27 protein-coding genes are annotated in these 23,969 nt (G+C 48.3%); 10 read left to right on the forward strand and 17 right to left on the reverse strand.

Annotation, left to right across the window (positions count from 1 at the left end; genetic code table 11):
* Nucleotides 1-12 precede the first annotated feature (12 nt).
* Together lpcA and C942_RS17880 are read left to right on the forward strand one after the other, a co-directional pair.
* On the forward strand, nt 13-594 hold the full coding sequence (lpcA, locus tag C942_RS17875) for a D-sedoheptulose 7-phosphate isomerase (protein WP_007468341.1): 582 nt from the start codon (nt 13-15) through the stop codon (nt 592-594).
* A 23-nt stretch (nt 595-617) separates the two neighbouring features.
* Nucleotides 618-1,397, forward strand: a complete 780-nt coding sequence (locus tag C942_RS17880) for a class II glutamine amidotransferase (protein ID WP_007468342.1) — start codon at nt 618-620, stop codon at nt 1,395-1,397.
* 73 nt (nt 1,398-1,470) lie between these two features.
* On the opposite strand, the gene purN is transcribed toward C942_RS17880, so the two are convergent.
* Both purN and purM read right to left on the reverse strand, forming a co-directional pair.
* Nucleotides 1,471-2,115: a phosphoribosylglycinamide formyltransferase gene (purN, locus tag C942_RS17885; protein ID WP_007468343.1), complete on the reverse strand. Its 645-nt coding sequence runs from the start codon at nt 2,113-2,115 to the stop codon at nt 1,471-1,473.
* Between the two features lie 4 nt (nt 2,116-2,119).
* Nucleotides 2,120-3,160, reverse strand: coding sequence for a phosphoribosylformylglycinamidine cyclo-ligase (gene purM / locus C942_RS17890; protein ID WP_007468345.1), 1,041 nt, complete (start codon nt 3,158-3,160; stop codon nt 2,120-2,122).
* Between the two features lie 198 nt (nt 3,161-3,358).
* Between purM and upp the strand changes: the two genes are divergently transcribed.
* On the forward strand, nt 3,359-3,985 hold the full coding sequence (gene upp / locus C942_RS17895) for a uracil phosphoribosyltransferase (protein WP_007468347.1): 627 nt from the start codon (nt 3,359-3,361) through the stop codon (nt 3,983-3,985).
* A 238-nt stretch (nt 3,986-4,223) separates the two neighbouring features.
* Here upp and C942_RS17900 read toward each other — a convergent pair whose 3' ends face one another.
* Complete coding sequence (locus C942_RS17900; RefSeq protein ID WP_007468349.1) at nt 4,224-5,474, reverse strand: uracil-xanthine permease family protein; 1,251 nt, start codon at nt 5,472-5,474, stop codon at nt 4,224-4,226.
* 360 nt (nt 5,475-5,834) lie between these two features.
* Between C942_RS17900 and C942_RS17905 the strand changes: the two genes are divergently transcribed.
* Nucleotides 5,835-7,028: a DUF2066 domain-containing protein gene (locus C942_RS17905; RefSeq protein ID WP_036800990.1), complete on the forward strand. Its 1,194-nt coding sequence runs from the start codon at nt 5,835-5,837 to the stop codon at nt 7,026-7,028.
* A gap of 60 nt (nt 7,029-7,088) precedes the next feature.
* Here the strand turns inward: C942_RS17905 and C942_RS17910 are convergent, their stop codons facing one another.
* From C942_RS17910 to bepA, 4 genes are all read right to left on the reverse strand, one after another.
* Nucleotides 7,089-7,544 (reverse strand): DUF2069 domain-containing protein, encoded by a 456-nt coding sequence (locus C942_RS17910; RefSeq protein ID WP_007468353.1) that lies wholly within the window; start codon nt 7,542-7,544, stop codon nt 7,089-7,091.
* 10 nt (nt 7,545-7,554) lie between these two features.
* Nucleotides 7,555-8,145 carry an NAD(P)H:quinone oxidoreductase gene (wrbA, locus tag C942_RS17915; protein WP_007468355.1) on the reverse strand — a complete coding sequence of 197 codons (591 nt, stop codon included), beginning with the start codon at nt 8,143-8,145 and terminating at the stop codon, nt 7,555-7,557.
* A complete protein-coding gene (gene arsC / locus C942_RS17920; protein WP_007468357.1) occupies nt 8,145-8,495 on the reverse strand; it encodes an arsenate reductase (glutaredoxin) in 351 nt (116 codons plus the stop codon). The genes wrbA and arsC overlap by 1 nt, the downstream gene beginning before the upstream one ends.
* Before the next feature lie 132 nt (nt 8,496-8,627).
* A complete protein-coding gene (gene bepA, locus C942_RS17925; RefSeq protein WP_036800993.1) occupies nt 8,628-10,082 on the reverse strand; it encodes a beta-barrel assembly-enhancing protease in 1,455 nt (484 codons plus the stop codon).
* Between the two features lie 193 nt (nt 10,083-10,275).
* On the opposite strand from bepA, the gene C942_RS17930 reads away from it, so the two are divergent.
* Together C942_RS17930 and C942_RS17935 are read left to right on the forward strand one after the other, a co-directional pair.
* Nucleotides 10,276-10,503, forward strand: a complete 228-nt coding sequence (locus C942_RS17930; protein WP_036801012.1) for a sulfurtransferase TusA family protein — start codon at nt 10,276-10,278, stop codon at nt 10,501-10,503.
* A gap of 7 nt (nt 10,504-10,510) precedes the next feature.
* On the forward strand, nt 10,511-11,590 hold the full coding sequence (locus C942_RS17935) for an AI-2E family transporter (RefSeq protein WP_007468362.1): 1,080 nt from the start codon (nt 10,511-10,513) through the stop codon (nt 11,588-11,590).
* A gap of 102 nt (nt 11,591-11,692) precedes the next feature.
* Here the strand turns inward: C942_RS17935 and C942_RS17940 are convergent, their stop codons facing one another.
* Genes C942_RS17940 through C942_RS17950 form a run of 3 tightly spaced genes read right to left on the reverse strand, consistent with a single transcriptional unit; the run spans nt 11,693 to nt 14,767 of the window.
* Nucleotides 11,693-11,962 carry a FeoB-associated Cys-rich membrane protein gene (locus C942_RS17940; protein ID WP_007468363.1) on the reverse strand — a complete coding sequence of 90 codons (270 nt, stop codon included), beginning with the start codon at nt 11,960-11,962 and terminating at the stop codon, nt 11,693-11,695.
* Nucleotides 11,963-11,964: 2 nt separating this feature from the next.
* A complete protein-coding gene (gene feoB, locus C942_RS17945) occupies nt 11,965-14,499 on the reverse strand; it encodes a ferrous iron transport protein B (RefSeq protein WP_007468366.1) in 2,535 nt (844 codons plus the stop codon).
* A gap of 22 nt (nt 14,500-14,521) precedes the next feature.
* Nucleotides 14,522-14,767, reverse strand: coding sequence for a FeoA family protein (locus C942_RS17950; protein ID WP_007468369.1), 246 nt, complete (start codon nt 14,765-14,767; stop codon nt 14,522-14,524).
* Nucleotides 14,768-15,024: 257 nt separating this feature from the next.
* Here C942_RS17950 and C942_RS17955 point away from each other — a divergent pair, with 257 nt between their 5' ends.
* Entirely contained in the window at nt 15,025-15,339 is a 315-nt protein-coding gene (locus C942_RS17955; RefSeq protein WP_007468371.1) for a hypothetical protein, read from the forward strand.
* A 47-nt stretch (nt 15,340-15,386) separates the two neighbouring features.
* Nucleotides 15,387-16,175, forward strand: coding sequence for a DUF4198 domain-containing protein (locus C942_RS17960; RefSeq protein WP_007468374.1), 789 nt, complete (start codon nt 15,387-15,389; stop codon nt 16,173-16,175).
* A gap of 115 nt (nt 16,176-16,290) precedes the next feature.
* On the opposite strand, the gene bcp is transcribed toward C942_RS17960, so the two are convergent.
* Nucleotides 16,291-16,761 (reverse strand): thioredoxin-dependent thiol peroxidase, encoded by a 471-nt coding sequence (gene bcp / locus C942_RS17965; RefSeq protein ID WP_007468376.1) that lies wholly within the window; start codon nt 16,759-16,761, stop codon nt 16,291-16,293.
* A 10-nt stretch (nt 16,762-16,771) separates the two neighbouring features.
* The gene (locus tag C942_RS17970) at nt 16,772-17,311 is read right to left on the reverse strand and encodes an ACT domain-containing protein (protein WP_036800996.1); all 540 of its coding nucleotides are present in this window, start codon (nt 17,309-17,311) and stop codon (nt 16,772-16,774) included.
* Between the two features lie 257 nt (nt 17,312-17,568).
* Between C942_RS17970 and dapA the strand changes: the two genes are divergently transcribed.
* Both dapA and bamC read left to right on the forward strand, forming a co-directional pair.
* Nucleotides 17,569-18,450, forward strand: coding sequence for a 4-hydroxy-tetrahydrodipicolinate synthase (gene dapA, locus C942_RS17975; protein WP_007468380.1), 882 nt, complete (start codon nt 17,569-17,571; stop codon nt 18,448-18,450).
* Nucleotides 18,451-18,480: 30 nt separating this feature from the next.
* Complete coding sequence (gene bamC, locus C942_RS17980) at nt 18,481-19,509, forward strand: outer membrane protein assembly factor BamC (RefSeq protein WP_007468382.1); 1,029 nt, start codon at nt 18,481-18,483, stop codon at nt 19,507-19,509.
* Between the two features lie 112 nt (nt 19,510-19,621).
* On the opposite strand, the gene lipA is transcribed toward bamC, so the two are convergent.
* The 5 genes from lipA to C942_RS18005 all read right to left on the reverse strand — a co-directional run bounded on the left by lipA (nt 19,622) and on the right by C942_RS18005 (nt 23,967).
* Nucleotides 19,622-20,590, reverse strand: a complete 969-nt coding sequence (gene lipA, locus C942_RS17985) for a lipoyl synthase (RefSeq protein ID WP_007468385.1) — start codon at nt 20,588-20,590, stop codon at nt 19,622-19,624.
* Nucleotides 20,590-21,249, reverse strand: coding sequence for a lipoyl(octanoyl) transferase LipB (gene lipB, locus C942_RS17990; protein ID WP_007468387.1), 660 nt, complete (start codon nt 21,247-21,249; stop codon nt 20,590-20,592). Before lipB ends, lipA begins: the two co-directional genes overlap by 1 nt.
* Before the next feature lie 106 nt (nt 21,250-21,355).
* On the reverse strand, nt 21,356-21,631 hold the full coding sequence (ybeD, locus tag C942_RS17995; RefSeq protein WP_007468389.1) for a DUF493 family protein YbeD: 276 nt from the start codon (nt 21,629-21,631) through the stop codon (nt 21,356-21,358).
* Nucleotides 21,632-21,792: 161 nt separating this feature from the next.
* Nucleotides 21,793-22,968 carry a serine hydrolase gene (locus C942_RS18000; RefSeq protein ID WP_007468391.1) on the reverse strand — a complete coding sequence of 392 codons (1,176 nt, stop codon included), beginning with the start codon at nt 22,966-22,968 and terminating at the stop codon, nt 21,793-21,795.
* A gap of 192 nt (nt 22,969-23,160) precedes the next feature.
* Nucleotides 23,161-23,967 carry a septal ring lytic transglycosylase RlpA family protein gene (locus tag C942_RS18005; RefSeq protein ID WP_007468393.1) on the reverse strand — a complete coding sequence of 269 codons (807 nt, stop codon included), beginning with the start codon at nt 23,965-23,967 and terminating at the stop codon, nt 23,161-23,163.
* Between the last annotated feature and the right edge of the window lie 2 nt (nt 23,968-23,969).

Below are 23,969 nucleotides of genomic sequence, written 5' to 3' on the forward strand. Positions count from 1 at the left end.
GAGATTAGCCCTATGTACCAAGATTTGATTCGTGCAGAACTGAATGAAGCTGCAGAAGTACTGAACCGCTTTTTAAGCGATGGCAAGAACATTGCAGATATCGAAGCGGCTGCCAAGCTGCTTGCTGAGTCGTTCAAGCAAGGCGGCAAAGTGCTGTCATGCGGTAATGGTGGCTCACATTGTGATGCAATGCATTTTGCCGAGGAGCTGACTGGTCGTTACCGTGAAAACCGTCCGGGTTACCCTGGTATCGCAATTTCAGATCCTAGCCACCTGTCATGTGTAAGTAATGACTTTGGTTATGACCATGTGTTCTCTCGTTACCTGGAAGCGGTTGGTGCAACAGGTGATGTTCTGTTCGGTCTCTCTACGTCAGGTAATTCAGGTAATATTCTGAAAGCTATTGAAGCGGCGAAGGCCAAAGGTATGAAAACAATCGCTTTGACTGGTAAAGACGGCGGTAAGATGGCTGGTCTGGCAGATGTTGAAATCCGCGTACCTCATTTTGGTTTTGCCGACCGAATTCAGGAAGTGCATATCAAAATCATCCACATTTTGATCATGCTGGTTGAAAAAGAAATGGCTTCAAGCTGATTGAGTAAAGGGCATAACGGACAATGTGTGAATTGCTTGGCATGAGCGCCAATGTGCCGACGGATATCTGTTTTAGCTTTACCGGCTTGATGCAGCGGGGCGGGAATACCGGCCCCCATAGTGATGGATGGGGGATTACTTTTTATGAAGGACGAGGTTTCCGTACCTTCAAAGATCCGAACCCGAGCTCTCGTTCTCGTATTGCTGAACTGGTTCAGGAATACCCGATAAAAAGCTGTGCAGTGATCAGCCATATTCGCCAGGCGAACCGTGGCGGTGTCAGCCTTGAGAACACGCACCCTTTTACCCGTGAGCTTTGGGGGCGTTACTGGACCTTTGCTCACAATGGCCAGTTGACGGAGTATCAGTCCCTTGATACCGGCCGCTTTAATCCGGTTGGCCAGACAGACAGTGAAAAAGCATTTTGCTGGCTATTGAACCAAATGGAAGAGCGGTTTCCGGTAATGCCGCAAAAGCTGGAGCCGGTGCTTGAGTTTGTTGCTTCGTGCTGTGATCAGCTGCGTCAGCTTGGAGTTTACAATATGCTGCTCAGTGATGGTGAGTATGTACTTACCTATTGCAGTAATAACCTGCATTGGATCACGCGTCGGGCGCCTTTTGGTCAGGCATCATTGATTGATGAGGATGTAACTATCGATTTCCAGAAGGAAACGACACCGAATGACGTGGTGACCGTGATTGCAACTCAGCCGCTGACGAATGATGAAAACTGGCACAAGATGGAAGTAGGGGAGTTCAATATGTTCCATTATGGCGAACAAGTCTACAATCGGACGCTTTGACCAGCTTATCAGCAATAAAAAAACGCGACGTATAGTCGCGTTTTTTGTTTATTGCTGATGATAGCTGGAAGGTTCAGTCCTCGGCTGCGTAGCCGTGTTCCGTTAATGTTTCTCCGTCCAGTACGGCTTTACCACCTTTCATTGTCAGCCTTTGTTGCAGGAACCAATTGGCAACTAAAGGGTAAATTCGATGCTCCTGCTCTTGTACCCGGGCCGTAACCTCTTCGACAGAGTCGCCGTCAAAGATTGGCACTTTTGCCTGCAGGATCACCGGGCCGCCATCAAGCTCTTCAGTAACAAAATGAACACTGGTGCCATGCTCCTTGTCTCCAGCCTCAATCGCTCGCTGGTGGGTATGAAGCCCTGTGTATTTAGGTAGCAGGGATGGATGAACATTAAGCATTCGGCCCATGTAGTGGCGGACAAATTTGTCGCTCAAGATCCGCATAAATCCGGCCAAGATAACCAGATCCGGTTCAAAGCGGTCAATTTGCTCAGCCAGGGCCTGATCATAGCTTTCACGATCCTGATAATCACCAGCGGGCAGATGAACTGTCGCAATACCGACTTTGCGTGCACGTTCCAGACCATAAGCATCGGCTTTATTTGAAATAACAGCTGTAACCTTGGCGTTGCTGATGATGCCTTCCTGACAGGCATCAATCATCGCCTGCAAGTTTGAGCCGTTACCTGAGAGCAGGACCACGATACTTTTCATCGGCTTATTTGATCTCCACTTGCTCTTCATCGGATCCAGTGACGGCAATCTCACCCAGCAACCAGGCTTGTTCGCCTTCGGCCTGCAAGATTTCGATAGCTTCAGTGGCTTGATCTTTTGGCAGGGCAATAACTAAACCGACACCACAGTTGAATGTACGATACATTTCATAAGTATCGACATTACCTGCTTCTTGCAGCCAGTTGAAAACAACAGGCCATTGCCAACTATTACCGTCGATCACAGCTTTTGTTCCTGCCGGTAACACGCGAGGGATATTTTCCCAAAAACCACCACCAGTAATGTGGGAGATGGCGTGTACATCGCAGCTTTCCATCATCTTCAGAGTTGATTTAACGTAGATTTTGGTCGGTTCAAGCAGGTGTTCAGACAGAGCCTTACCTTCAAGTTGTTGGTTAAGATCTGCTTGTGAAACTTCAATGATCTTGCGGACCAGTGAGAAGCCGTTGGAGTGCGGGCCGCTGGAAGCAATAGCAATCAGCGCGTCACCAGCAGTAACTTTGCTGCCATCGATAATGTCAGCTTTTTCGACAACACCGACACAGAAACCAGCTACGTCGTAGTCTTCACCATGATACATTCCCGGCATTTCAGCAGTCTCACCGCCGATCAGGGCACAGCCGGACTGGATACAACCTTCACCAATACCAGCTACAACATCAGCTGCAGTATCAACATCCAGTTTGCCGGTTGCGTAGTAGTCAAGGAAGAATAGAGGCTCAGCTCCCTGAACAATTAGGTCGTTCACACACATAGCAACAAGATCGATGCCGATTGTATCGTGCTTATTCAGATCCATCGCAAGGCGCAGCTTTGTGCCAACGCCATCTGTTCCGGATACCAGTACTGGTTCCTTGTACTTGGTTGGTAGCGAGCAAAGTGCTCCGAAACCACCAATACCGCCCATCACTTCAGGGCGGTGGGTGCGTTTAACCACCCCTTTAATACGATCAACTAATGCGTTGCCTGCATCAATATCCACACCAGCATCTTTGTAACTAAGAGAAGAGTTATTGCCGCTCACCAGAGATCCCTCATCGCATTAAAGAAAATAAAAGCGGGGGTATGATAACAGCAGTCATAGCGGAAAGGAAAACGTTTGCGTCAATAAATCTCGTTGGATAAAACCTGAGCAATCAAAACGGTTACCCCTACCAGACTGCTAATGGTCTAGTGTATAATAGTGCGATTTTTTGAAATTTTGTTTGCTTAGGAGTCAGAAATGAAAGTCGTTGAGGTTAAACACCCACTTGTAAAACATAAGATTGGTCTTATGCGCGAAGGTGACATCAGCACTAAGCGATTCCGTGAGTTGGCTACGGAAGTTGGCAGCTTGCTGACATATGAAGCGACTTCAGACTTCGAAACAGAGAAGGTTACTATTGAAGGTTGGAATGGTCAAGTAGAAATTGACCAAATCAAAGGTAAAAAAGTAACCGTTGTGCCAATCCTGCGTGCTGGCCTGGGGATGATGGACGGTGTACTTGAGCACATGCCAAGCGCCCGTATCTCAACAGTTGGTATCTACCGTGATGAAGAAACACTGGAGCCGGTACCATACTTCCATAAACTGGCATCAAACATCGATGAGCGTATGGCGCTGGTTGTTGACCCAATGCTGGCAACCGGTGGTTCGATGATCGCAACTATCGACCTGCTGAAAGAGAATGGTTGTCGCTCTATTAAGGTGCTGGTACTGGTTGCTGCTCCTGAAGGTATTGCTGCGCTTGAGAAAGCTCACCCAGATGTTGAGCTTTACACTGCTGCAATCGATGAGAAGTTGAACGACAAAGGCTACATTGTTCCTGGTCTGGGCGATGCGGGTGATAAGATCTTCGGTACGAAGTAATTCTTCTTCTGAAACAATAAAAAGAAAGCCGGGCATTTGCCCGGCTTTTTGTTTGATTTTTTACAGTGGAATTTTATCCAGTCAATAAGCTTTTTGCTTATTCTTACTTATTAAGTTCACTGGTGATAGATTAGTTTATTAGTTGTATGAGTTAGCCAAAGGTTTTCCTTTTCATACAAAAGCAAAAAGCGCAGAAGCGATCTTCTGCGCTGAAATTTGAAGAGTTTTGGGTGCTCAGTTAAAGCGCGCTGTCTTCGATCTGAGCGTTATCGACGACATGGTTTTCACCCAGGTCATCCGGTAGGACAAGGTTTAGTACGATTGCTACGATACCGCACAAGCTGACACCTTGAAGGCTAAATTCACCAATACCGAAAGCCATACCGCCGATACCGAATACCAGTGTGACAGCAACAATCACCAGGTTGCGGGCTTTGTGCAGGTCGACCTGGTTCTTGATCAGAGTGTTCAGGCCAACTGTCGCAATTGAGCCGAACAGCAGGATCATGATACCGCCCATAACAGGGATCGGGATTGTCTGAAGAACTGCACCCAGCTTGCCGACAAATGCCAGTACCAAAGCGGTTACCGCTGCCCAGGTCATGATCACAGGGTTGAAAGCTTTAGTTAGCATAACGGCACCAGTAACTTCAGAGTAAGTAGTATTTGGTGGCGCGCCGAACATAGAAGCTGCAATGGTCGCAATACCGTCACCAGCCATAGTGCGGTGTAGACCTGGTTTTTTCAGGTAATCTTTACCTGTAACGTTGGAGATAGCCAGCATGTCACCGACGTGCTCTACTGCCGGGGCAATCGCAACCGGGATCATGAACAGCATGGCGTTAATGTTGAATTCTGGGAAGGTAAAGTTTGGCATTGCCAGCCAGCTTGCTTGCGTTACCGGTGTAAAGTCAACGACACCGAAGCCTAGGCTCAGGCCGTAGCCTGCCAGGATACCGGCCATAATCGGAACCAGTTTGAAGAACCCTTTGGCAAATACGCTGACAATAATGGTTGTCAGCAATGAAACTGTTGAAATCCACAGTGCTGTATCACCATCGATAAGCTGAACCGCTCCATCACCTGTTTTACCCAGTGCCATGTTGACGGCTGCTGGAGCCAGGCCAAGGCCGATCACCATAATAACCGGGCCGACAACGACTGGTGGCAGCAGTTTATGGATAAAAGCGACGCCACGAACTTTGATCAGTGCGCCCATACAAACATAAACTACACCGGCCATCATCAGACCGCCCATAGTAGCGGCAACGCCCCAGGCCTGGACGCCATACATAATAGGAGCAATAAAAGCAAAAGAGGAAGCGAGGAAGATAGGAACGGAACGTTTAGTGATGACTTGGAAAAGGAGAGTACCGATACCGGCACCAAAGAGGGCAACATTAGGATCAAGTCCGGTTAAAAGCGGCACCAGAACCAATGCTCCAAATGCGACAAAGAGCATTTGGGCACCCTGTAATAACTGCATCATTGTAGTATTCCACCCTGTCTGTAAAAAAATCGCGCAATCCTAGCATGGATGTAATCGTTTGCCTAACTGTTGATGGTGATAACTGTTTTAAATAGTTATAAGCATTTAAAAGTGAGCTATCGATCACGGTTTTTTGAAAGCGTTACATTTAAGGCGTGCGTTTTCTCAGCCTGTTTTTGTGACCTAGTCCATAAAAAAGGGTGACTCTTAAATACGAATGAGAGAGATGTTTACTTTTTATGTGGACTGGATGCATAAAGAAATACTAAGAATAGAGAGGATTTTGTGTCAGTAGTTGTTGCTGTTTCCGGTTCGATCATTTTATGATCAGGTCTTAACTAAGTGATGAATGAGTTTTCTATGTTGCGTTTTGCTCTAATACTGTTTGCTTTATTCGCTTTGCCGCTTAAAGCTGCAAACGTCACCAACCTGTATGAGGCGCAGGTCGTACTGCCCGACACTGATAAAGAGTCGGAACAAAAAGCCCGTGAACAAGCGCTGGAGCAGGTTCTGATTAAGGTATCAGGCCAGAGCGCAATAATACAAAATGAAGTGATCCGTAAGGCGGTAGAAAACAATACCCCTTATGTAAGCCAGTTTGGTTATGGTAACCACCAAGGGCGGCAGACTCTTGAGCTGACTTTTGACCGCCGTCAGATCCGTAATTTGCTGACGCAAGCTAATGCGACGCTGTGGGATGCGCAGCGTCCGTCAGTGTTGGTGTGGGTAGTCGAAGAGGCTAACCGTGATCGCAGCATTATCTGGGATCAGTCAGGCAATGTTATCCAGCCACAGTTGAAACAGGCTGCCGATATGCGCGGCGTGCCTGTGATGATGCCGATTGGTGATTTTGAGGATATTACGGCAATTAATATTCCTGATTTATGGGGAGGCTTTGTTCAGCCGATTGCTGATGCCAGTATGCGATATCAGCCTGATGCAGTATTAGTTGTGCGTGTGCGTCAGCAGCAAGGGGAAACGGTCCAGCTTGCGTGGCACTTGTTTACCGATAAGCCGGAAAATCTGGTTTCATCGCAGGTAGCGCCTGATGAAGGGCGTACATCCGGTAGCTCTGAGCTGGCCGTGACAGAAATGATGAATCAGGTAGCTGATCTGTTGGCGGCAAAATACGCTGTACAGCTTGGCGGGGCTAGTGATGGTAAGTTCGCTATCCGTGTCGATAATATTCAGACCACAGAAGATTTCTTCATTCTGGAGCGTTTGCTGACTGATATGACTTCGGTAGCTACTGTTAATGCAAGCAAGGTGCACGGTAACAAGGTCGTTTTTGATGTGAACCTGCTGAGCTCTGAGGCTGCGTTTAAACGTGAGCTGAGCCGTGATAATCGTCTGGTTCCATTAGACAGGATGAAAAAAGTGGCCATGGTAACTCCTGAAACGGAAACTCTGTTAACCGAAGAGAAAGTCTTCCCGGTTGCAGAGCCTGAAACGTTGCCGCAGAACCCTCAGGCTATTGATGTCACGGCAACCGTTGACCCGTCACAGAGTAGAAGCAACCAGTATTACTGGAACCCGAACCGAATTGAGTTATAAAAAAAGCGGTGGCAGAAGCCACCGCTTTTTTATTACGGGTTAGAACCGCCTGTAATGGAGCTACCTATTTGGTTTTTCAGTTTTGCTCGTTGTTTTTTCTTCGTGAGCAGCCCGCTCTTCTTTTTCTACCTGTGACAGCTTTTTCAGTTTATTTCCCAGTTCCCGGCCCCGGTTGCGGGCAAAGAGGATATTGGCAACAAAAGCGCTGCTGGCCAGCCCTAACTCAACCATCGCCAGTAAACGTTCGCCGTCATCGACCCATAAAATGGTCAGCGCATGGAGAAAATACAGCATCAGGATAAAGTTAGCCCAGGCATGGGTGTAGGGCTTCCCCTGCAGGATCCCTTTGAGTGGTAACAGCATCGGCAAGACCCATACCCCGGCCAGAATAAAGTTATTGAGGTGGGGATGAGGTGATATCGTACTTTGCCACAGGCCAACCCAAAGGATTAGCGACAGGTTGGCCGTCAGGGCGAAGTATCGCAAGTTCTGCGTTGACTTACTCATTGGTTTCATCACGTTATCCTTAACTGTTATCGGTAAGCTTGCTTGCCGTTTCAGCCAGTCGTCGTCCTAATGCCTGCGCCAGTGCAGTTTCATCGCTCTGTAGTTGTTTCTGTTGCCCCTGGTTGAGGTGAGATGCGCCGTATGGTGTGCCTCCTGCGCGAGTGGTATGCAGATCCGGCTCCGAGTATGGTAGCCCGACGATAAGCATGCCGTGGTGCAGAAGTGGCAGCATCATAGATTGCAGTGTGGTTTCCTGACCACCATGCATTGAGGAGGATGAAGTAAATACACAGGCTGGCTTGCCTATCAGGGTTCCGGCCAGCCACTGGGCACTGGTACTGTCGATAAAGTGTTTCAGGGGGGCGGCCATATTACCGAATCTCACCGGACTTCCCATGGCCAGGCCGCTACAGGCTTTCAGATCATCATGGGTGACAAGAGGGTCGCCATCAGACGGTGGTTCACCTAATTTTCCCATGCAGTCAATTTCAGCGACGGTGCGTAGCACTGCTTCGCAATCGTTAACCTGCTCAATGCCACGGGCAATATGCCGGGCTAGCTGGCGGGTGTTGCCATGGCGACTGTAATAAAGCACCAGTATTTTGCGCATTACAGGATGTCCAGTACCTGCTCTGGCGGACGGCCCAGGGCTGCTTTGCTGCCGTTAACCACAATTGGTCGCTCAATGAGTTTAGGATTACTGGCCATCGCTTCGAACAGTTGTTCTTCGCTGACGCTCTCGTCACCTAAAGCCAGTTCTTTATAAAGTGCTTCTTTGGTGCGCATCATCTGGCGGGCAGAGTCAAAACCTAGTTTGTTGAGCAGGGCTTTCAGCTGGTCGGCATCCGGTGTTTGCTCCAGATATTTTACAATGTCTGGGGTAATGCCTTTTTCTTCCAGCAAGGCAAGGGTCTGACGGCTCTTTGAGCAGCGCGGATTATGATAGATAGTAACTGACATGATCTCTCCTGATAGTTATACCCATTTGCCGATACCTATTGAGCAGTAAGGTTAGCAAAATGGAGAATAATTGTTGCAGTTCCATTGTAGAGGAACTGCAACCGGTAAGAAAAGGAAAGATCGGCTATTGGATCAAAGATTTGCGAATCGGGCGCGGGCTGTGCGGAGTTGGTCAATCCGGGCATCGTAGCGAGCCTGGTCAAGAGAGTTAACATCCACAAGCTGGCTGGCTTCGATGTAATGCTGGATTGCTTTGTCCCATTGTCCTCTCAGCGCCATCAGTTCACCACGGGCAGCCAGCTCGGCATCACGACGACCGATGTTGGCATAGCCTTGAGAGAGCAGATACCAGCCATTGCTATCATCGCTGTTGTCGTAGGTGTATCGGGTCAGGACTGGAATACTTTCTGCACTACGCCCGGCTTTTTGCAGGGCATTGGCCAGATTCAGGCGAAGCACACTGTGATTTGGGTTGGCTTTGAGTGCGTTTTCAAGGCGAGTGATAGCCTGATCAAACTTATTCTCATAGATATCCAGATCAGTCGCAGCATCAATATAGAACCGGTTGTCCGGCTCAGCCTTCAGCAATGGTGTCAGTATTTCGCGGGCCTGCTGATATTTGCCTGAATCGATATAAACCAGAGCTTTACCGTAATTGAGGGCGGCTTTCTGTTTACCGTTGGCTTTTTTCAATTGGCGGTTAAACCAGTCCAGAGCGGCTTCACTGTCGATGCTGGCAAAACGGGCGACAATCCGCGCTCGTGCCAGCTGATAGCGTTCAGATGTTTCTACTCGGCGAGCTGGGTACTGGTTCGCACGGTTGCGGGTATCGGAAATACGAGATTCCGGCAGCGGGTGAGTCAGCAACATGGCTGGTGGCGTACTGGCATAGCGGTACTGATCGGCCAGGCGACCAAAGAAGCGGGGCATAGCCTGAACATCAAAACCAGACTTAGCAAGGGTATTGATACCGATGCGGTCGGCTTCTTTTTCGTTACTGCGGGTGTAGTTGATCCGGCCCTGTGCTGAGGCTGCTGTGGTGGCGTGGATAGCCGCAATTCCTGCTTCTGGAGAGGCTATCGCCAGCATGAGTGAGCCAATCATCGCTGCCATTGTAGCCGGTGATTTCTTCGCCTGATCTTCCATGCTGCGGGCCAGGTGGCGCTGAGTTACGTGAGCAATTTCGTGGGCAATAACCGAGGCTAGTTCGCTCTCGTTTTTGGCATATAGGAATAGACCTGAGTGAATAGCGACATGGCCGCCAAAGAATGCGAAGGCATTAATTTCACGGTTGCGGATCAGGAAAAAATTGAACGGTGTCCGGACATCATCGGCATTGGCAACCAGACGGTGCCCGAGATCCTGAACATATTCCGATAGCAAGGGATCCCCGATGACAGGCATGCTGGCACGTAACATACGCATATACGCATCACCGTACTCCATTTCCTTTTCAATCGTCAGCGTTGACGCTGCTGTCGTCCCTATTTCCGGCAGGTTGTTAAAATTCTCTGCCTGAGCAGTCACACCAGACCCCAATAAGGCACTGAGTAAGAGATAAATTGGGGCCTTGGTAAATCGAAACATGTTAATAATAAAACCGCCTTTACTGGTATTCGCCTTGTCCGCAAGGAGCGTAAGCGCCTTATTTTAGCTAAATCCTTGCTGAACAGTGATAACTTACATAGTCTGAGACAACGAAACCTTTCTCTGGTTTCTTTTTTGTCGCATCGATGTCAATTACAATACTTCGATGGATAATAACTGTCAGCCTGCCGGAATGGAAACCTTATCGCTAGATTTGACTGCAGAACGTTGCCCTATGGCATTGTTACTGGCCAAGCGCGCGACCAGAGAACTACATTGCGGCCAGCGTCTTGAAATTTATATTTCTGATGCAGGAGCCCGACAAGATATACCCCGTTACCTGTTAAACCATGGGTTTAATGTTGAAGAGCTCACTGCAACCTCGCAACAGCTTGTAATAATCGTGAACAAAAGGCAGTAAACATTTTATGCTGGACATGCTAACTCGCTGGTATCAGCGACGATTCTCAGATCCTCATGCCGTCAGTCTGGTTGCCATTCTGTTATTTGGCTTTCTGACAATTTATTTCTTCGGCAACCTGATCGCTCCATTGTTGGTGGCGATTGTTTTGGCGTACCTGCTGGAATGGCCTGTGATGAGGCTTACCCGGCTAGGTTTGCCGCGCTCAATTTCTGTCGTGCTGGTCTTGCTCCTTTTTGCCGGACTGATGGTAATGGCTGTATTTGGTTTGGTACCAACTATCTGGCATCAGGTAAGTAATCTGGTCGCTGATGTGCCGAATATGTTTAACGGTCTGCAGCATTTCGTATCCAGTCTGCCGGAGCGCTATCCTGATTTTGTTCAACCGCATCAGGTTGCCACCTTTATGGATACCCTGCGTGAGAAAGTCTTGGGCATGGGCGAGAGTGTGGTTAAAGGTTCATTAGCTTCACTGGTGAGCCTGGCTACTCTGGCTGTTTATCTGATTTTGGTGCCTTTGCTGGTTTTCTTCCTGCTTAAAGACAAAGAAGAAATGTTAGCAACCCTGAGTGGCCTGCTGCCTAAGAATCGCCGCCTGACCAGTAAGGTTGGTGCTGAGATGAATGAGCAGATCACCAACTATATTCGCGGCAAGGTAACAGAAATCCTGATTGTCGGGATTGTCAGCTACATTACGTTTGCGGTAATGGATCTGCGCTATGCGGTATTGTTGGGCGTACTGGTTGGTTTTTCTGTCCTGATTCCTTATATCGGTGCGGCGGCAGTAACCCTGCCAGTAGCTATGGTTGGTTTGTTTCAGTGGGGAATTAGCCCTGATTTCTGGTGGCTGCTGGTGGCTTACGGCATTATTCAGGCGTTGGACGGCAATGTGTTGGTGCCAATTCTGTTCTCGGAAGCGGTGAACCTTCATCCAGTCGCGATTATCATCGCGGTTTTGGTTTTTGGTGGTTTGTGGGGCTTCTGGGGCGTGTTCTTTGCTATCCCGCTGGCGACACTGGTGAAAGCCGTGTGGAATGCGCTGCCGTCTAATGAACCCGGTGAAGACGAAGAGCAGACGGCGGAATAAGCTGGTTTAATCTTATCGAATCAAAATTAAAAAAATGCCCGCAGGTGATGCGGGCATTTTTGTATTGGTTTTGGGTAAATGAGGTTATTTACCTGTTCTTTGTCACCGATTCGCTGATGATGGTGGTGTGGTGTCATTATCGATAGGGCGTAGGGTGGCAATTGTCCCCATTGTCTGGCAATGAGACTTACGAGGAGCGGCTTTGCCGCAGCCGTTGCACCCGGCGCAGCGCCCTTGCTTCTTCCACCATTTGAAATAGAGATAAACCAGCGCAGTAAAGACGACCAGACTGACAACGACGATATCTGTCCAGTCAGTATTTGCGGTCAGGTCCGGCATAACAGGTAAAGTCTGTGCAGTCTTGGTTGTCATAATTATACTCCGTGGTTACTCAGTGCTGAGGGTGTTGAGCCGGGCATAAGCTTGTGCTTCAGAGCCGGGTAAAAACCGACTATCAACAGTAATGCCAGCCCACTGAAGTAAGCGCCGCTCATCATGGTGATACCGGATACACCCAGAGCCATTCCCAAGGTATAGGTGGTACTGGCGACACCCAGGCCAAGGGCTGTCGGGAAGATCAGTGCTAGCAGCATCCAGCGATATTGACCGGTCTGAACCTTTACCATGATGGTGGTTGCCAGACATGGTGGATATAGTGCAAAGAACAGGATCATTGCAACAGCAGTTAGTGATGTAATGTTGTTGCTCTGATCACCCATACGTTTTTCCAGCGTATTGTTCTGGTCATCTTCCTGTTGGAACAGAACGCCAAGGGTGGCAACGCTGCTTTCTCGTGCGGCGAAGGAAGACAGCAGAGCGACGTTGATCTTCCAGTCGAAGCCGGCAAATTGGGTGGCAGGCTCCAGTGAACGACCGATTGAGCCAAGTACCGAGTTGGTCAGGCGTTCTTCTTTAATCTCCCGACGAATCGATTTGCGTGCGCTGACCAATTTGCGAAGAGCACGGTTGGCTTTCTTGGCATTTTTGTCGCCTTTCGGTGCTTTCACAAACGGGTAGAACTCAGGATTTCGTTCTTCGAATGTAGCATTGACCGCTCTGGAGGCTTCAGCACCGCTGGCATTGAGCTTGGCGCGTTTGTAATCGTTATAGAAATTCACCAGTGAAACCAACCGTTCGCCTTGAGCAATTTCAAGGTACGGGTTGTTTTTCATCTTCTTGTTGAATGTGTTAACTGCTTGCTCTGCGCGTTGCTGATAGAAGGTTTCGCGTTCCTGAGGCAAACCCGGATATTGCAGTAGGGTGAAAATTACGACAGATACTGCGACAACGATGGTGCCTACCTTCTTGATATAAATCCAGGTACGCTCGAACGCACGGGTTAGTACGGCTCTGACTGTCGGCAGGTTGTAACGTGGTAGCTCAATGACAAACGGTGCACTCTCTTCACCGCGCAGAACAGTGACAGACAGCAGTTTGGCAACCAGCAGAGCTGCAATGATGGTCATCGTTGAGATGTAGAACATCATCAATGCTTTGTCCTGTTCGAAGAAGATGCCGACCAGTAGCGTATAAAGCGGAACTTTAGCCAGACAGTTCATGAAAGGAACCGTCAGGATAGTCGCCATGCGGGCACGGTGATCCGGGATCCCCTTGGTTGCCATGATACCCGGTACGGCACAGCCTCCGGCAAAGACACCACTAAGGATCATAGGCAAAGTGCTTTGCCCGTGCAGGCCGAAGCGGTTCAGGATCTTGTCGACCACAAAAGCAATACGGGCCATGTAACCTGAATCTTCCAGTATTGCGATCAGGGCGAACAGGATCAGGAAGATTGGCACATAGTTCAACAGTGTGTTGGCTGAATCGACAATCCACAGTCCCAGTGAGCGGGTGTATGGGTCAAACAGGAAGCCGGCTTCCGGCAGCAGTCCGGCAACCAGTTCACGCATGCTGGCAAGGTAAGGCCAGGTATAGTTAGTCAGCTCATAGCCCTGAACAATCGCCAACTGATAAATCATAAAGACGGTCAGTACCAGGAAAATAGGTGCCAGTACGCGGTTCAGTACCAGTTTATCAATGCGTTGTGACAACGTCGGACCTTTACTGGGCGCAACGCTGACAGCGGCCTTCAGCATTGCCTGAATAAAGGCTTCACGTTCGGCTGCGATATAGTCATTGATGCTGGTGTCATGTTGCTGTTCAAACTGAGAGCGTTGCTTAGTAACAATATCGCGCAGTATTGACAGCTCTGATTCGGATAGTATTTCCGCCAGTTTGGTGTAGATCTGGCTGTCGTTTTCCAGCATTTTGAGTTTAAGCCAGCGGTAAGGCTGTTCCGCAATTCGCGCTTCCAGCGGAGCAAGGGCGGTATCCAAAACGGCCATGGCTTCGTTCAAAGCAGGGTATTCGGGAAGCTTATCCTGCGTTGTTTGTGGATCATTTGAATCTTTGATTGTGTTGGCTTCAATAACGTTACAGAGTTCTTCGCGTCCTTCCCCTTTGCGACCTACAGTCGTTACTACCGGTATGGCTAGGTATTGGTTGAGCGCTTCAGTATCAATCGCAATTCCCTGCTTTTTTGCCACGTCCATCATGTTCAGAGCTAGTACGGTTGGGCACTCCATTTCAAGTAACTGCACCGTCAGGTGTAGGGAACGCTTCAGGTTGGCAGCATCGACAACGTTGATGACCAGGTCAGGTTTTTCGGCGCAGAGGAAGTCTCGTGCTACCCGCTCTTCCAGTGAAAAGGAAGACAGGCTGTACGTACCTGGAAGATCAACGGCTTGGTAGGACTGACCTTGATGGCGGAAATAACCGTATTTCTTGTCAACGGTGACGCCGGGGTAATTGGCGATATGCTGTCGCGCCCCGGTAAGCAAATTAAACAGTGTGGATTTACCGGCATTCTGTTGACCTGACAGGGCAACCAGCGGCGTGCGATTGGTCATTATTGCGTTCCTTACTTAGGCATTAACAACATGCTTCAGAATGAGCAGTGGTTGTCACTTCAATACCTGCGGCTTCTGAACGACGCAGTGAAACATGGGTGTTATCAATTTTAATTTCGATGGGATCACCAAGTGGTGCACTTCTGATCATGGTTACAACCGCCTGAGGCATGATGCCCAGATCCATCAGGCGTTGCCTGATCATGCCGGTAGCAAGATGACGGTGAACAACAACAGTTTGGTTTGGAAGGGTATCGTTCAGTGTCATAAATACTGCTCACAAGTTGTTAAATTGGAATAAAAGTCAGTGGTGACGTCATAGACATTATTTATAAAAATCAACGACTTTCAAGCTAGGTGATAATCGTTATCAGTTTTATTGATCTATCTCAATAAAACTGTAAATAAGAGAGATTCTCATTCAGTATGTTGTTATCTTGTGTCGCGATATTCAGGAGGCTGCTTACAGGGCTCTTTTTAATTGAGCTAGGTAAGCTCCGCTAATAACTAAAATCAGGTCACGACATGAATAAAAAACAACTTTCATTTGCGCTCATGTTCTCCATGATGCCGCTTGCCGCTATGGCTCATACCCCTCTGTGCTCCTGTTACGACAACGGTGACGGCACTGTGTTGTGTGAGGGGGGCTTCTCTGACGGTTCATCGGCGGCAGGTGTGGAACTGACCGTGGTTGATGCCAATGGAAAGGCTTTGATTAACGGCAAAATGAGCGAGGACAGTGAGTTCGAATTTAATAAGCCGGAAGGTGATTACAAGGTTCAGTTCAATGCTGGTCCGGGTCACCTGGTTGAAATTTCAAGTGAAGATATCACCGAGTAATACGCAGTCATGAGGTTAAGCCTCTAAGTATAAAGGAATAATATAAAATGAAAAAAACGCTTCTTACCACCCTTGGTGCTGCCGCTTTGGCTGTTTCTGGTGCTGCTAATGCACACTTCCAGCTGGCTTACACGCCGGATGTGCTGCTAGAAAAACCAACTGAAATGAACATGAAACTGGTATTTGGCCACCCAATGGAAAATGGCCATGTTATGGATATGGATAAGCCAGAGCAGTTCTTTGTTCAGTTCAAAGATAAGCGCATCGACCTGATGAGCAAGCTAAAGCAAATTAGCTGGGAAGGCCCAGAGAACACTGCAAAAGCTTACCAGGCTGATTACAAAGTGAAGCGTAACGGTGACTACGTATTTGCGGTTGTTCCGGCTCCGTATTACGAGAAAGGCGAAGATATCTACATTCAACAAATCACTAAGTCTTACGTGAACAAAGGTGGCCTGCCTACTGGTTGGGAACAGCCTCTTGGTTTGCCAACCGAGATTGTTCCTCTGAACAAACCTTACCAGGTATTTGCTGGTGGCACTTTCTCTGGTCAGGTTCTGTCTGAAGGCAAACCTGCTGCAGGTGTTGAGTGTGAGATCGAATACATCAATACAGATATTGATATGAAAGGTAACGCATTCGGTAAAACTACACACCGTGAAGCGCCTGAAACTGCTATCGTAGCGATTACTGATCAGGATGGTGAATTTACATTCGGTATCCCTAAAGCGGGCGTTTGGGGCTTTGCATGTCTGGGTTCAGGCCCAGCAACAGAGCACAAAGGCAAAGAACTGTCTCAGGATGCAGTTATCTGGGTTAACGCAACAGAGCTGTAATTACCTTAGCTTGCATTCAAAAGTCGCTCATAAAAAATCCCTCGGTAAAGACCGGGGGATTTTTTTGAACATCTACTTAAATAGATTTTTAAACCGACGTTTAAATAAACCGGTATCAGGCGTTGTCGTTCAGGTAGTTCAGTACGACGTCATGGTGATCCTTGGTCTTGAATTTATTGAAGACGTGTTCAATAACACCTTCCTCATTGATCAGGAAGCTGATGCGGTGCAGGCCGTCATAGATTTTACCCATGAACTTTTTCTCACCCCAGACTCCGAATTGGTCAGCAACCACGTGGTCTTCATCAGACAACAGAGTAAAGTTCAGGTTATCGCGTTCAATAAATTTAGGCAGGCGCTTGACTGGGTCAATACTGATTCCCAGAACCACAATATTATGTGCGTCCAGCTCTGCTTTGCTGTCACGCAGGCCACATGCTTGAACGGTGCAGCCTGGCGTCATGGCTTTTGGGTAGAAATAGGCCAGTACTTTTTTACCTTTAAAGTCAGTCAGGCTAACTGGTTGGTTGTCCTGGTTCATGAGCGTGAAGTTTGGCGCCGGAGTACCGGCGGTCAATGTCTTCATAGTTTTTTCCTTATTGATTATGGCCGATGAAGGTCACTGTGCCGCTGGCAAGCAGATCCTGGCAGAGTGCTTCATATTCTTCTTGTATAGTTGTTAAGTTACAGTCTTCAGGCAGGTTGGCACTGATTTGTAACTGAAAACGGTTCGGATCACCCTCTTGACCTGCTTCATGGGTATGCGCACTGAGTGAGGCAATGTCAATTTGCCGGCTGGCAAAGAAACGGGTGAACTGTTCGATAATTCCCGGTGCATCGTCAGCTTCGATATGGAAGTCGGCGGTATAGGGGAATAAGCGATACTCGTGCTTGGTGGTACGCTTCATCACGGTCAGCAGATCATGCTGTTGCGCCTTTAATGGTAATGTCGATTCCACACGGGAAATGGCATTAGCATTACCGGAAAGTAGCATAATGAGGGTGAATTCCCTGCCGAAGATAGCAAGTCTACTGTCGACGATATTACAATCGCATTGGCTGATTAGTCGGGTGACTTCATCTGATATGCCCGGGCGGTCCGTTCCTACGGCTGTGACAACTAAGTAATGTTCCATATCTATACACATCTGATTGTTATTATCACAGGCATGGTAGCACAGTCATTGTAAATCTAGCTATTGGAGCCAGAAGCTCCGTAGATCGAATCAAAGAAGTTGTGATGGAAGGAATGAAATTCTGAGAACTCGACGAAAAATAACACATTATTGCCAACTATTGGACGGGTTTTACTTAACTGATTTACATACTTCTGTCTTGAGTTTACTGTAACTGAAAAGTACCATGACAACTTACATATACAGGGGAGATGGACATGTTTTCAGGAAGCATGGTTGCGTTGGTGACGCCACTGGATGAAGCCGGTGAAGTTGACTATGCCAGTTTGGCATCATTAGTTGAATATCACATTGCAGCTGGCACAGATGCAATTGTGGCAGTAGGAACGACAGGGGAGTCAGCAACTTTAACTGTTGATGAGCATGTAAAAGTGGTCATGAAGACTTTGGAATATGCCAAAGGTCGAATTCCTGTTGTTGCTGGTACCGGCGCGAATGCTACTCATGAAGCCATCACCTTCAGTAAACTTTTCAACGGCTCTGGTGTTGCCGGTTGCCTGACTGTCACGCCTTATTATAATAAGCCGACTCAGGAAGGTTTGTACCAGCATTTCAAAGCGATTGCCGAATCCTCAGAACTGCCTCAGATTCTTTACAATGTACCTTCTCGTACCGGCGTTGACCTGCTGCCGGAGACTGTCGCTCGCCTTGCTGAAATTGAGAATATCGTTGCGATTAAAGATGCCACGGCAGATCTGTCTCGAGTACAAAAAACTCGGGAACTTTGTGGGGAAGACTTCATCCAACTTAGCGGTGATGATGCTACAGGGTTAGATTTTGTTGCAGCAGGCGGACATGGGGTTATTTCGGTGACGGCTAATGTGGCCGCAGCAGAAATGGCAACCATGTACAAGCTGGCACTGTCTGGTCAGTTTGATGCTGCAAAAGAAATCAACGAACGCTTGATGCCTTTGCATAAAGAGCTATTTGTTGAATCTAATCCAATCCCGGTGAAATGGGCAGCATATCAACTGGGTTTAATTGAGCACGGAACCTTGCGCCTGCCACTGACTGAGCTGAGTGAACCTGCACAGCAAGTGGTGACTGAAGCGCTGAAAGATGCCAATGTGCTGCTGTAATTTGCGAGAGCGTAGGAGCGCGAAAGCTTAATGAATAATAAATACAGGCTGGCGGTAACCGCAGTAATGGTTGCTGTTTTAGCGGGGTGTTCTGGTGGTGCGGAACGCCGTCGCCAGGCGAACCAGGATTTCAATTACCTTGAAACTAAACCTTTGGGTGCATGGAATCTACCTGCTGAAGCTCAAGCTTCACAGGTTTATGATTATGCGATCCCTGCCCAGAATTTTCAGGGAGAGTTGGGTGCAGGTGTTGATATCCGTCCACCACAGCAGGTGCTGGCTTTGATCCCGGGCGCCCGGGCAGTGAAAGATGCGGATGGTGTTAGCCTGTTATTACTCAAACCCGAAGAGCTGACCAAAGTCTGGCAGCTGACTCAACGTCTGATTAGTGAGCGGAACATTAAGTTGCGCAGCCAGTCTGCAAATGCGATGGAAACTGATTGGGTCAACTGGACTAATGAGGATGAAGAAAGCGAGATTGGCAGCCGTTATCTGATTGAGAAGTCATCAGAGGTAAATCGTTATAGCTACAAAATATCTTTGATTGACTGGCGAGAAGGCGGCAAAACGACTCCGGTTTCTGCGATTAACAAAGAACGTTACAGCATTCTGATGACCAACCTGGTTATGTCTCGCTATGATGAGCAGGAGCGCGAACTGGCCCGCTTGCGTGCTCAAGAGCTGGTTAAGCAGATCCCTATTTCAATGGGTCAGGACCGTAGTGGTTTGCCAGTCATCATTGCCCGCGCTCCGTATAATGTGTTCTGGGAACGCTTACCGAATATGTTGGGGCAGTTGGGCTTTACTGTGGAAGGCCGAAATCGCTCGCAGGGTATTGTTGAAGTTAAGTTCCGTTCACCGGATGATGAATTCTGGACTGAACTGGGAACTCAGCCAATTGAGCTTGATAATCGTTCATACCGACTGCAGTTAGGTGATTTGGGTAACCGTACGTCAGTTAATGTAACAGATACGGATGGTAAGCCCGTCACAGAAGAAGCACTGAAGAGTATGGCTCCTGTATTTGCCGCGGCAATTGAACGCGCTAATAAGAGCTAATCATTTTTCAGTATGATTAAAAAACCGCTCCGGCAATGCCGCAGCGGTTTTTTTGTATTTGCTGAACAAGAAGCGAAGAGCATGTTTTTCCTTGCTCCTCGCTTTGAAGTGATTATTTCACTTCTTCGCCTTGCGCCTGAAGGTCGGCGTGGTAAGAAGAACGAACAAACGGACCACAGGCGGCATGGGTAAAGCCTAGCTCCAGTGCGATCTCTTTCAGTTCGTCAAATTCTGAAGGTGGTACATAACGCTCAACCGGCAGGTGGTGACGGCTCGGAGCCAGGTACTGGCCCAGCGTCAGCATTGTCACACCGTGAGCGCGCAGATCCTTCAGCACTTCAACGATTTCTTCTTTGGTTTCACCTAAACCCATCATCAGGCCAGACTTGGTCGGGATCTCTGGGTGCATTTCTTTGAATTTCTGTAGCAGTTCCAGCGACCATTTATAGTTCGCGCCCGGGCGAGCTTTTCGGTAGAGGCGTGGCGCTGTTTCAAGGTTATGGTTGAACACATCCGGCGGGTTATCACGCAGGATTTCCAGTGCGCGGTCCATACGGCCACGGAAGTCCGGCACCAGTGTTTCAATCTTAATGTCCGGGCTTTTAGCTCGGATTTCACGGGTACAGTCAGCGAAGTGCTGAGCACCGCCATCGCGCAGGTCATCACGGTCTACAGAGGTGACTACAACATAGCGCAGCTTCATATCTGCGATGGTCTGTGCCAGCTGAGTCGGCTCTTCGGCATTCGGTGGCAGCGGACGGCCGTGGGCTACATCACAGAACGGGCAACGGCGTGTACAGATGGCACCCAGGATCATAAAGGTGGCAGTACCGTGGTTAAAACATTCCGCCAGGTTAGGGCAAGAGGCTTCTTCACACACTGAGTGAAGCTTGTTCTTGCGCATCGCTGACTTAATGTCTTGAATTCGTTGGCTGTCAGCCGGCAGTTTGATTTTCATCCACTCCGGCTTACGTAAAACTTCCTTTGGGGCTTCTTCCGCGACATTGCGAACCGGGATAAGCGCCATTTTATCGGCGTCACGGTATTTGACACCTTTCTCTATTTTAATTGGTTTGCTCATTATGAATTGCTTTCCGTTATCCACTCAATGCTCTGATAATCGAGCAGTTTGACTAGCTCATCGATAAGTACAGGTTGAACTTCGGCAAGTTCAGACGGGCCATTAAGGACTGCCACCTGGGTCATTTCCATCCCCTGGTAGCCGCACGGGTTAATGCGCAAAAATGGCTCCAGATCCATATTTATATTGAGTGCCAGACCATGAAAAGAGCAACCACGCCTGATTCTCAGTCCGAGCGAGCATATCTTTTTATTGTCGACATACACACCGGGAGCGTCCGGGCGGGCATAGGACTCTATCCCGAAGCGGGAAAGAGTATTTATTATCGTATTTTCAATGTGCGTAACTAAATCGCGCACACCGAGTTTACGACGTCGCAGGTCAACGAGAATATAAGCAATCTGTTGGCCGGGGCCATGATAGGTTACCTGACCGCCGCGATCACTTTGAACCACTGGGATATCACCGATGTTGAGCAGGTGTTCGGCTTTCCCTGCCTGACCTTGGGTGAACACAGGGTTGTGCTCAACCAGCCAGACTTCATCTGTGGTGTCGGTATTACGTTGATCTGTGAATTCGTGCATGGCTTGCCAGGTTGTTTGGTAATCCTGGCGGCCAAGGTCTCGAACGATAATGTTATTATTCAATTTAATACCCATTTTGTTGGCTGGTAATACCTTAAAACGGCATCACTTATAGGGGCATTATAAAACTCGGCGGCTGTTTTTACAGCCGCCAATTTGTAGGGTTATATACCGTATTGTTTTAAAGAACTACGCGAACAATTTCAATGTCACCCAGCTCTTTATAAAGCGTTTCAACCTGCTCGATAGAGGTTGCGGTAATTGTGACAGAAACAGCACTGTAAGTGCCTTTGCCGCTAGGTTTCACTGTTGGTGAGTAGTCGCCAGGGGCATGACGCTGGATAACTTCAACAACCAGATCCGGCAGTTCAGGTTTATTAAAACCCATTACCTTGTAAGTGAATTTACAAGGGAACTCTAACAGATCTTTAAGTTTTGGCTGTTCTTGCTGCTGCATTCTGAACTCCAGGATTATGCATTGGTATAACTGTATGTAGCCGAGCATATTAATGGGTCGACTACTATAAAACAAGCATCAGGGACCGGGCTGTCCGGAGCCCTGAAAGCAAAAGAGGTAACCGAAGTTACCTCTTTTTATTGATTAATCAGGCAGCTGAATTAGCTCAACCAGCCTTTGAAAAGCAGCATAATGTAATCAATCAGACGACTGAAAAGACCACCTTCGTTGACATCGTTAAGAGCCAGCAGCGGGTATTCTGCAATGTCTTCATCACCGACGCGGTAGTAAAGCTTACCCACAACATCACCTTTTGAAATCGGAGCTTTTAGCTCTTTTTCCAGAACAAAGCTGGCTTTCAGGTCTTTAGTCTGGCCGCGAGGCAGGGTAACGAAGGTATTTTCACTTACACCCAGAGATACTTCGTCAGTATCCCCCATCCATACTTTCTCGGTAACGAAAGTTTCGTTCGCTTTGTGTGGAGACACAGTTTCGAAGAAGCGGAAGCCGTAGTTCAGAAGCTTTTTACTTTCTGCTTTACGGGCATTCGGGCTGTCTGTACCCATTACTACAGCGATCAGGCGCATCTTGCCTTCTGTTGCCGTACTTACCAAGCTGTAACCGGCATTGTTGGTGTGACCGGTTTTCAGGCCGTCTACATTCAGGCTTTTGTCCCACAGCAGGCTGTTACGATTGTACTGAGTAATGCCGTTGTAGGTAAACGACTTCTCTTTGTAGATCGCAAACTCTTCCGGTACGTCGCGGATCAGGCCTTGTGCCAGCAGAGCCATATCATATGGCGTAGTTAACAGGCGCGGGTTGTCCAGGCCGTGAACGTTGGCAAAGTGAGTAGAATCCATCCCCAAGGTTTTGGCCCAGGCATTCATTAAATCGACAAAAGAGTCTTCTGAGCCGGCAACATGTTCAGCCATGGCAACACATGCATCGTTACCAGACTGGATGATGATACCGCGGTTCAGATCAGAAACTTTAACTTCGCTGCCAACTTCGATGAACATCTTGGACGAACCCGGGAAGTTCTTCGCCCATGCATTCTTGCTGATCACGACAGTATCGTTCATCGAGATGTTGCCACGCTTAACTTCCTGACCGATAACATAGCTGGTCATCATTTTAGTCAGGCTGGCTGGCGGGATTTGGTTATATTCTTTGTTTCCGGCCAGGATTTTGCCGGAATGGTAGTCCATTAGTACGTAGCCTTTCGCAGCGATCTGCGGAGCTTCAGGAACGACAGCTGGTGCGGCTGCGACAGACACTGAAGCCAGCATGGCTGCTGATACAGCTACAGAACGAAAAAGTGCAGCAGATTTCTTCATGATAGTTGTAACTTTATTTGTCGATTGCAAAAAAACTGCACACACTATATCAGATTGTAAAACGAGAACCCACGATTGCCGTTACTGAAACAGGCCATGTTTGGGATTCTTGATATTCTTTGACATTAATCTGTGTGTATCAGTTGTCGATACCCCCAAGCGTGTTGGGGACGCTTGGGTATAGAGTCTGAATTATTGCTTTTGTTCCAGTTCTCGCTGAGATGTGATGATAAAAGCACCCGGATAGCTGCCTGCTTGGGCTTTATCACGCTGAGCGATGGCCTCGTCGCGGTCAATATAAGGGCCAAGGCGAAGGCGGTACACTTCAGCTGCGTCGGATTTTTTCATATCAACAGTGGTTGCGTAGTCATGTTCTAACTGTTGGGCCATCTGCTTTGCTTTAGCTGCATCGGTGACGGCTGCCAGCTGGACAAAATAGAAGTTCGGGTTGGCACTTTGCCACTCATCGGTGGATTCGGGTTTTTGTACCCGGATCAGTTCAATTTTGACCGGCGCGGTGCCGTTTTTGATTATGTCCAGTTTCGCCGCTGCTGCCATGCTGAGGTCAATGATCCGCCCATCATGAAACGGACCGCGGTCATTAACGCGAACAATGACCGTTTTGCCGTTGCTGGTATTGGTGACTCTGACATAACTCGGTAGCGGCAGGGTTTTATGGGCTGCTGTCATCGAGTACATATCATAAATTTCACCGTTAGAGGTTTTGTGACCGTGGAATTTCTGGCCATACCAGGAAGCATAACCTTCCTCAGTGAATTCACTGCTACTGTTAACGATTTTGTAGTCTTTTCCGCGTAGGGAGTAGTCTTTGTTGCCTGCCAGGCTTTGAGGCTCATAGCGCGGCTGTGCATCTTCGATATGATCCAGTGTCGGTGATGATTCCGGAGCCACATCGTCAGCAAGGTCGTAACGTTGATTGTCTGGTGTCGAGCTACAGCCTGCCAGTAACAACAAAAATAAAACAAAGTATGCGCGCATTT

This window comes from Photobacterium marinum (assembly GCF_000331515.1).
In the GTDB taxonomy this organism is placed as follows: domain Bacteria; phylum Pseudomonadota; class Gammaproteobacteria; order Enterobacterales; family Vibrionaceae; genus Photobacterium; species Photobacterium marinum.

Coding starts and splice junctions, on each gene's coding strand:
- bepA (WP_036800993.1), bottom strand. CDS start 10,082: ATGTTTCGATTTACCAAGGCCCCAATTTATCTCTTACTCAGTGCCTTA.
- ybeD (WP_007468389.1), bottom strand. CDS start 21,631: ATGCAGCAGCAAGAACAGCCAAAACTTAAAGATCTGTTAGAGTTCCCT.
- C942_RS18005 (WP_007468393.1), bottom strand. CDS start 23,967: ATGCGCGCATACTTTGTTTTATTTTTGTTGTTACTGGCAGGCTGTAGC.
- wrbA (WP_007468355.1), bottom strand. CDS start 8,145: ATGCGCAAAATACTGGTGCTTTATTACAGTCGCCATGGCAACACCCGC.
- feoB (WP_007468366.1), bottom strand. CDS start 14,499: ATGACCAATCGCACGCCGCTGGTTGCCCTGTCAGGTCAACAGAATGCC.
- C942_RS17940 (WP_007468363.1), bottom strand. CDS start 11,962: ATGACAACCAAGACTGCACAGACTTTACCTGTTATGCCGGACCTGACC.
- C942_RS17960 (WP_007468374.1), top strand. CDS start 15,387: ATGAAAAAAACGCTTCTTACCACCCTTGGTGCTGCCGCTTTGGCTGTT.
- bamC (WP_007468382.1), top strand. CDS start 18,481: ATGAATAATAAATACAGGCTGGCGGTAACCGCAGTAATGGTTGCTGTT.
- C942_RS17950 (WP_007468369.1), bottom strand. CDS start 14,767: ATGACACTGAACGATACCCTTCCAAACCAAACTGTTGTTGTTCACCGT.
- C942_RS17930 (WP_036801012.1), top strand. CDS start 10,276: ATGGAAACCTTATCGCTAGATTTGACTGCAGAACGTTGCCCTATGGCA.
- C942_RS17900 (WP_007468349.1), bottom strand. CDS start 5,474: ATGATGCAGTTATTACAGGGTGCCCAAATGCTCTTTGTCGCATTTGGA.
- upp (WP_007468347.1), top strand. CDS start 3,359: ATGAAAGTCGTTGAGGTTAAACACCCACTTGTAAAACATAAGATTGGT.
- C942_RS17880 (WP_007468342.1), top strand. CDS start 618: ATGTGTGAATTGCTTGGCATGAGCGCCAATGTGCCGACGGATATCTGT.
- lpcA (WP_007468341.1), top strand. CDS start 13: ATGTACCAAGATTTGATTCGTGCAGAACTGAATGAAGCTGCAGAAGTA.
- dapA (WP_007468380.1), top strand. CDS start 17,569: ATGTTTTCAGGAAGCATGGTTGCGTTGGTGACGCCACTGGATGAAGCC.
- bcp (WP_007468376.1), bottom strand. CDS start 16,761: ATGAAGACATTGACCGCCGGTACTCCGGCGCCAAACTTCACGCTCATG.
- C942_RS17910 (WP_007468353.1), bottom strand. CDS start 7,544: ATGAAACCAATGAGTAAGTCAACGCAGAACTTGCGATACTTCGCCCTG.
- C942_RS18000 (WP_007468391.1), bottom strand. CDS start 22,968: ATGAAGAAATCTGCTGCACTTTTTCGTTCTGTAGCTGTATCAGCAGCC.
- C942_RS17935 (WP_007468362.1), top strand. CDS start 10,511: ATGCTGGACATGCTAACTCGCTGGTATCAGCGACGATTCTCAGATCCT.
- purN (WP_007468343.1), bottom strand. CDS start 2,115: ATGAAAAGTATCGTGGTCCTGCTCTCAGGTAACGGCTCAAACTTGCAG.
- C942_RS17970 (WP_036800996.1), bottom strand. CDS start 17,311: ATGGAACATTACTTAGTTGTCACAGCCGTAGGAACGGACCGCCCGGGC.
- lipA (WP_007468385.1), bottom strand. CDS start 20,590: ATGAGCAAACCAATTAAAATAGAGAAAGGTGTCAAATACCGTGACGCC.
- C942_RS17955 (WP_007468371.1), top strand. CDS start 15,025: ATGAATAAAAAACAACTTTCATTTGCGCTCATGTTCTCCATGATGCCG.
- lipB (WP_007468387.1), bottom strand. CDS start 21,249: ATGGGTATTAAATTGAATAATAACATTATCGTTCGAGACCTTGGCCGC.
- arsC (WP_007468357.1), bottom strand. CDS start 8,495: ATGTCAGTTACTATCTATCATAATCCGCGCTGCTCAAAGAGCCGTCAG.
- C942_RS17905 (WP_036800990.1), top strand. CDS start 5,835: ATGTTGCGTTTTGCTCTAATACTGTTTGCTTTATTCGCTTTGCCGCTT.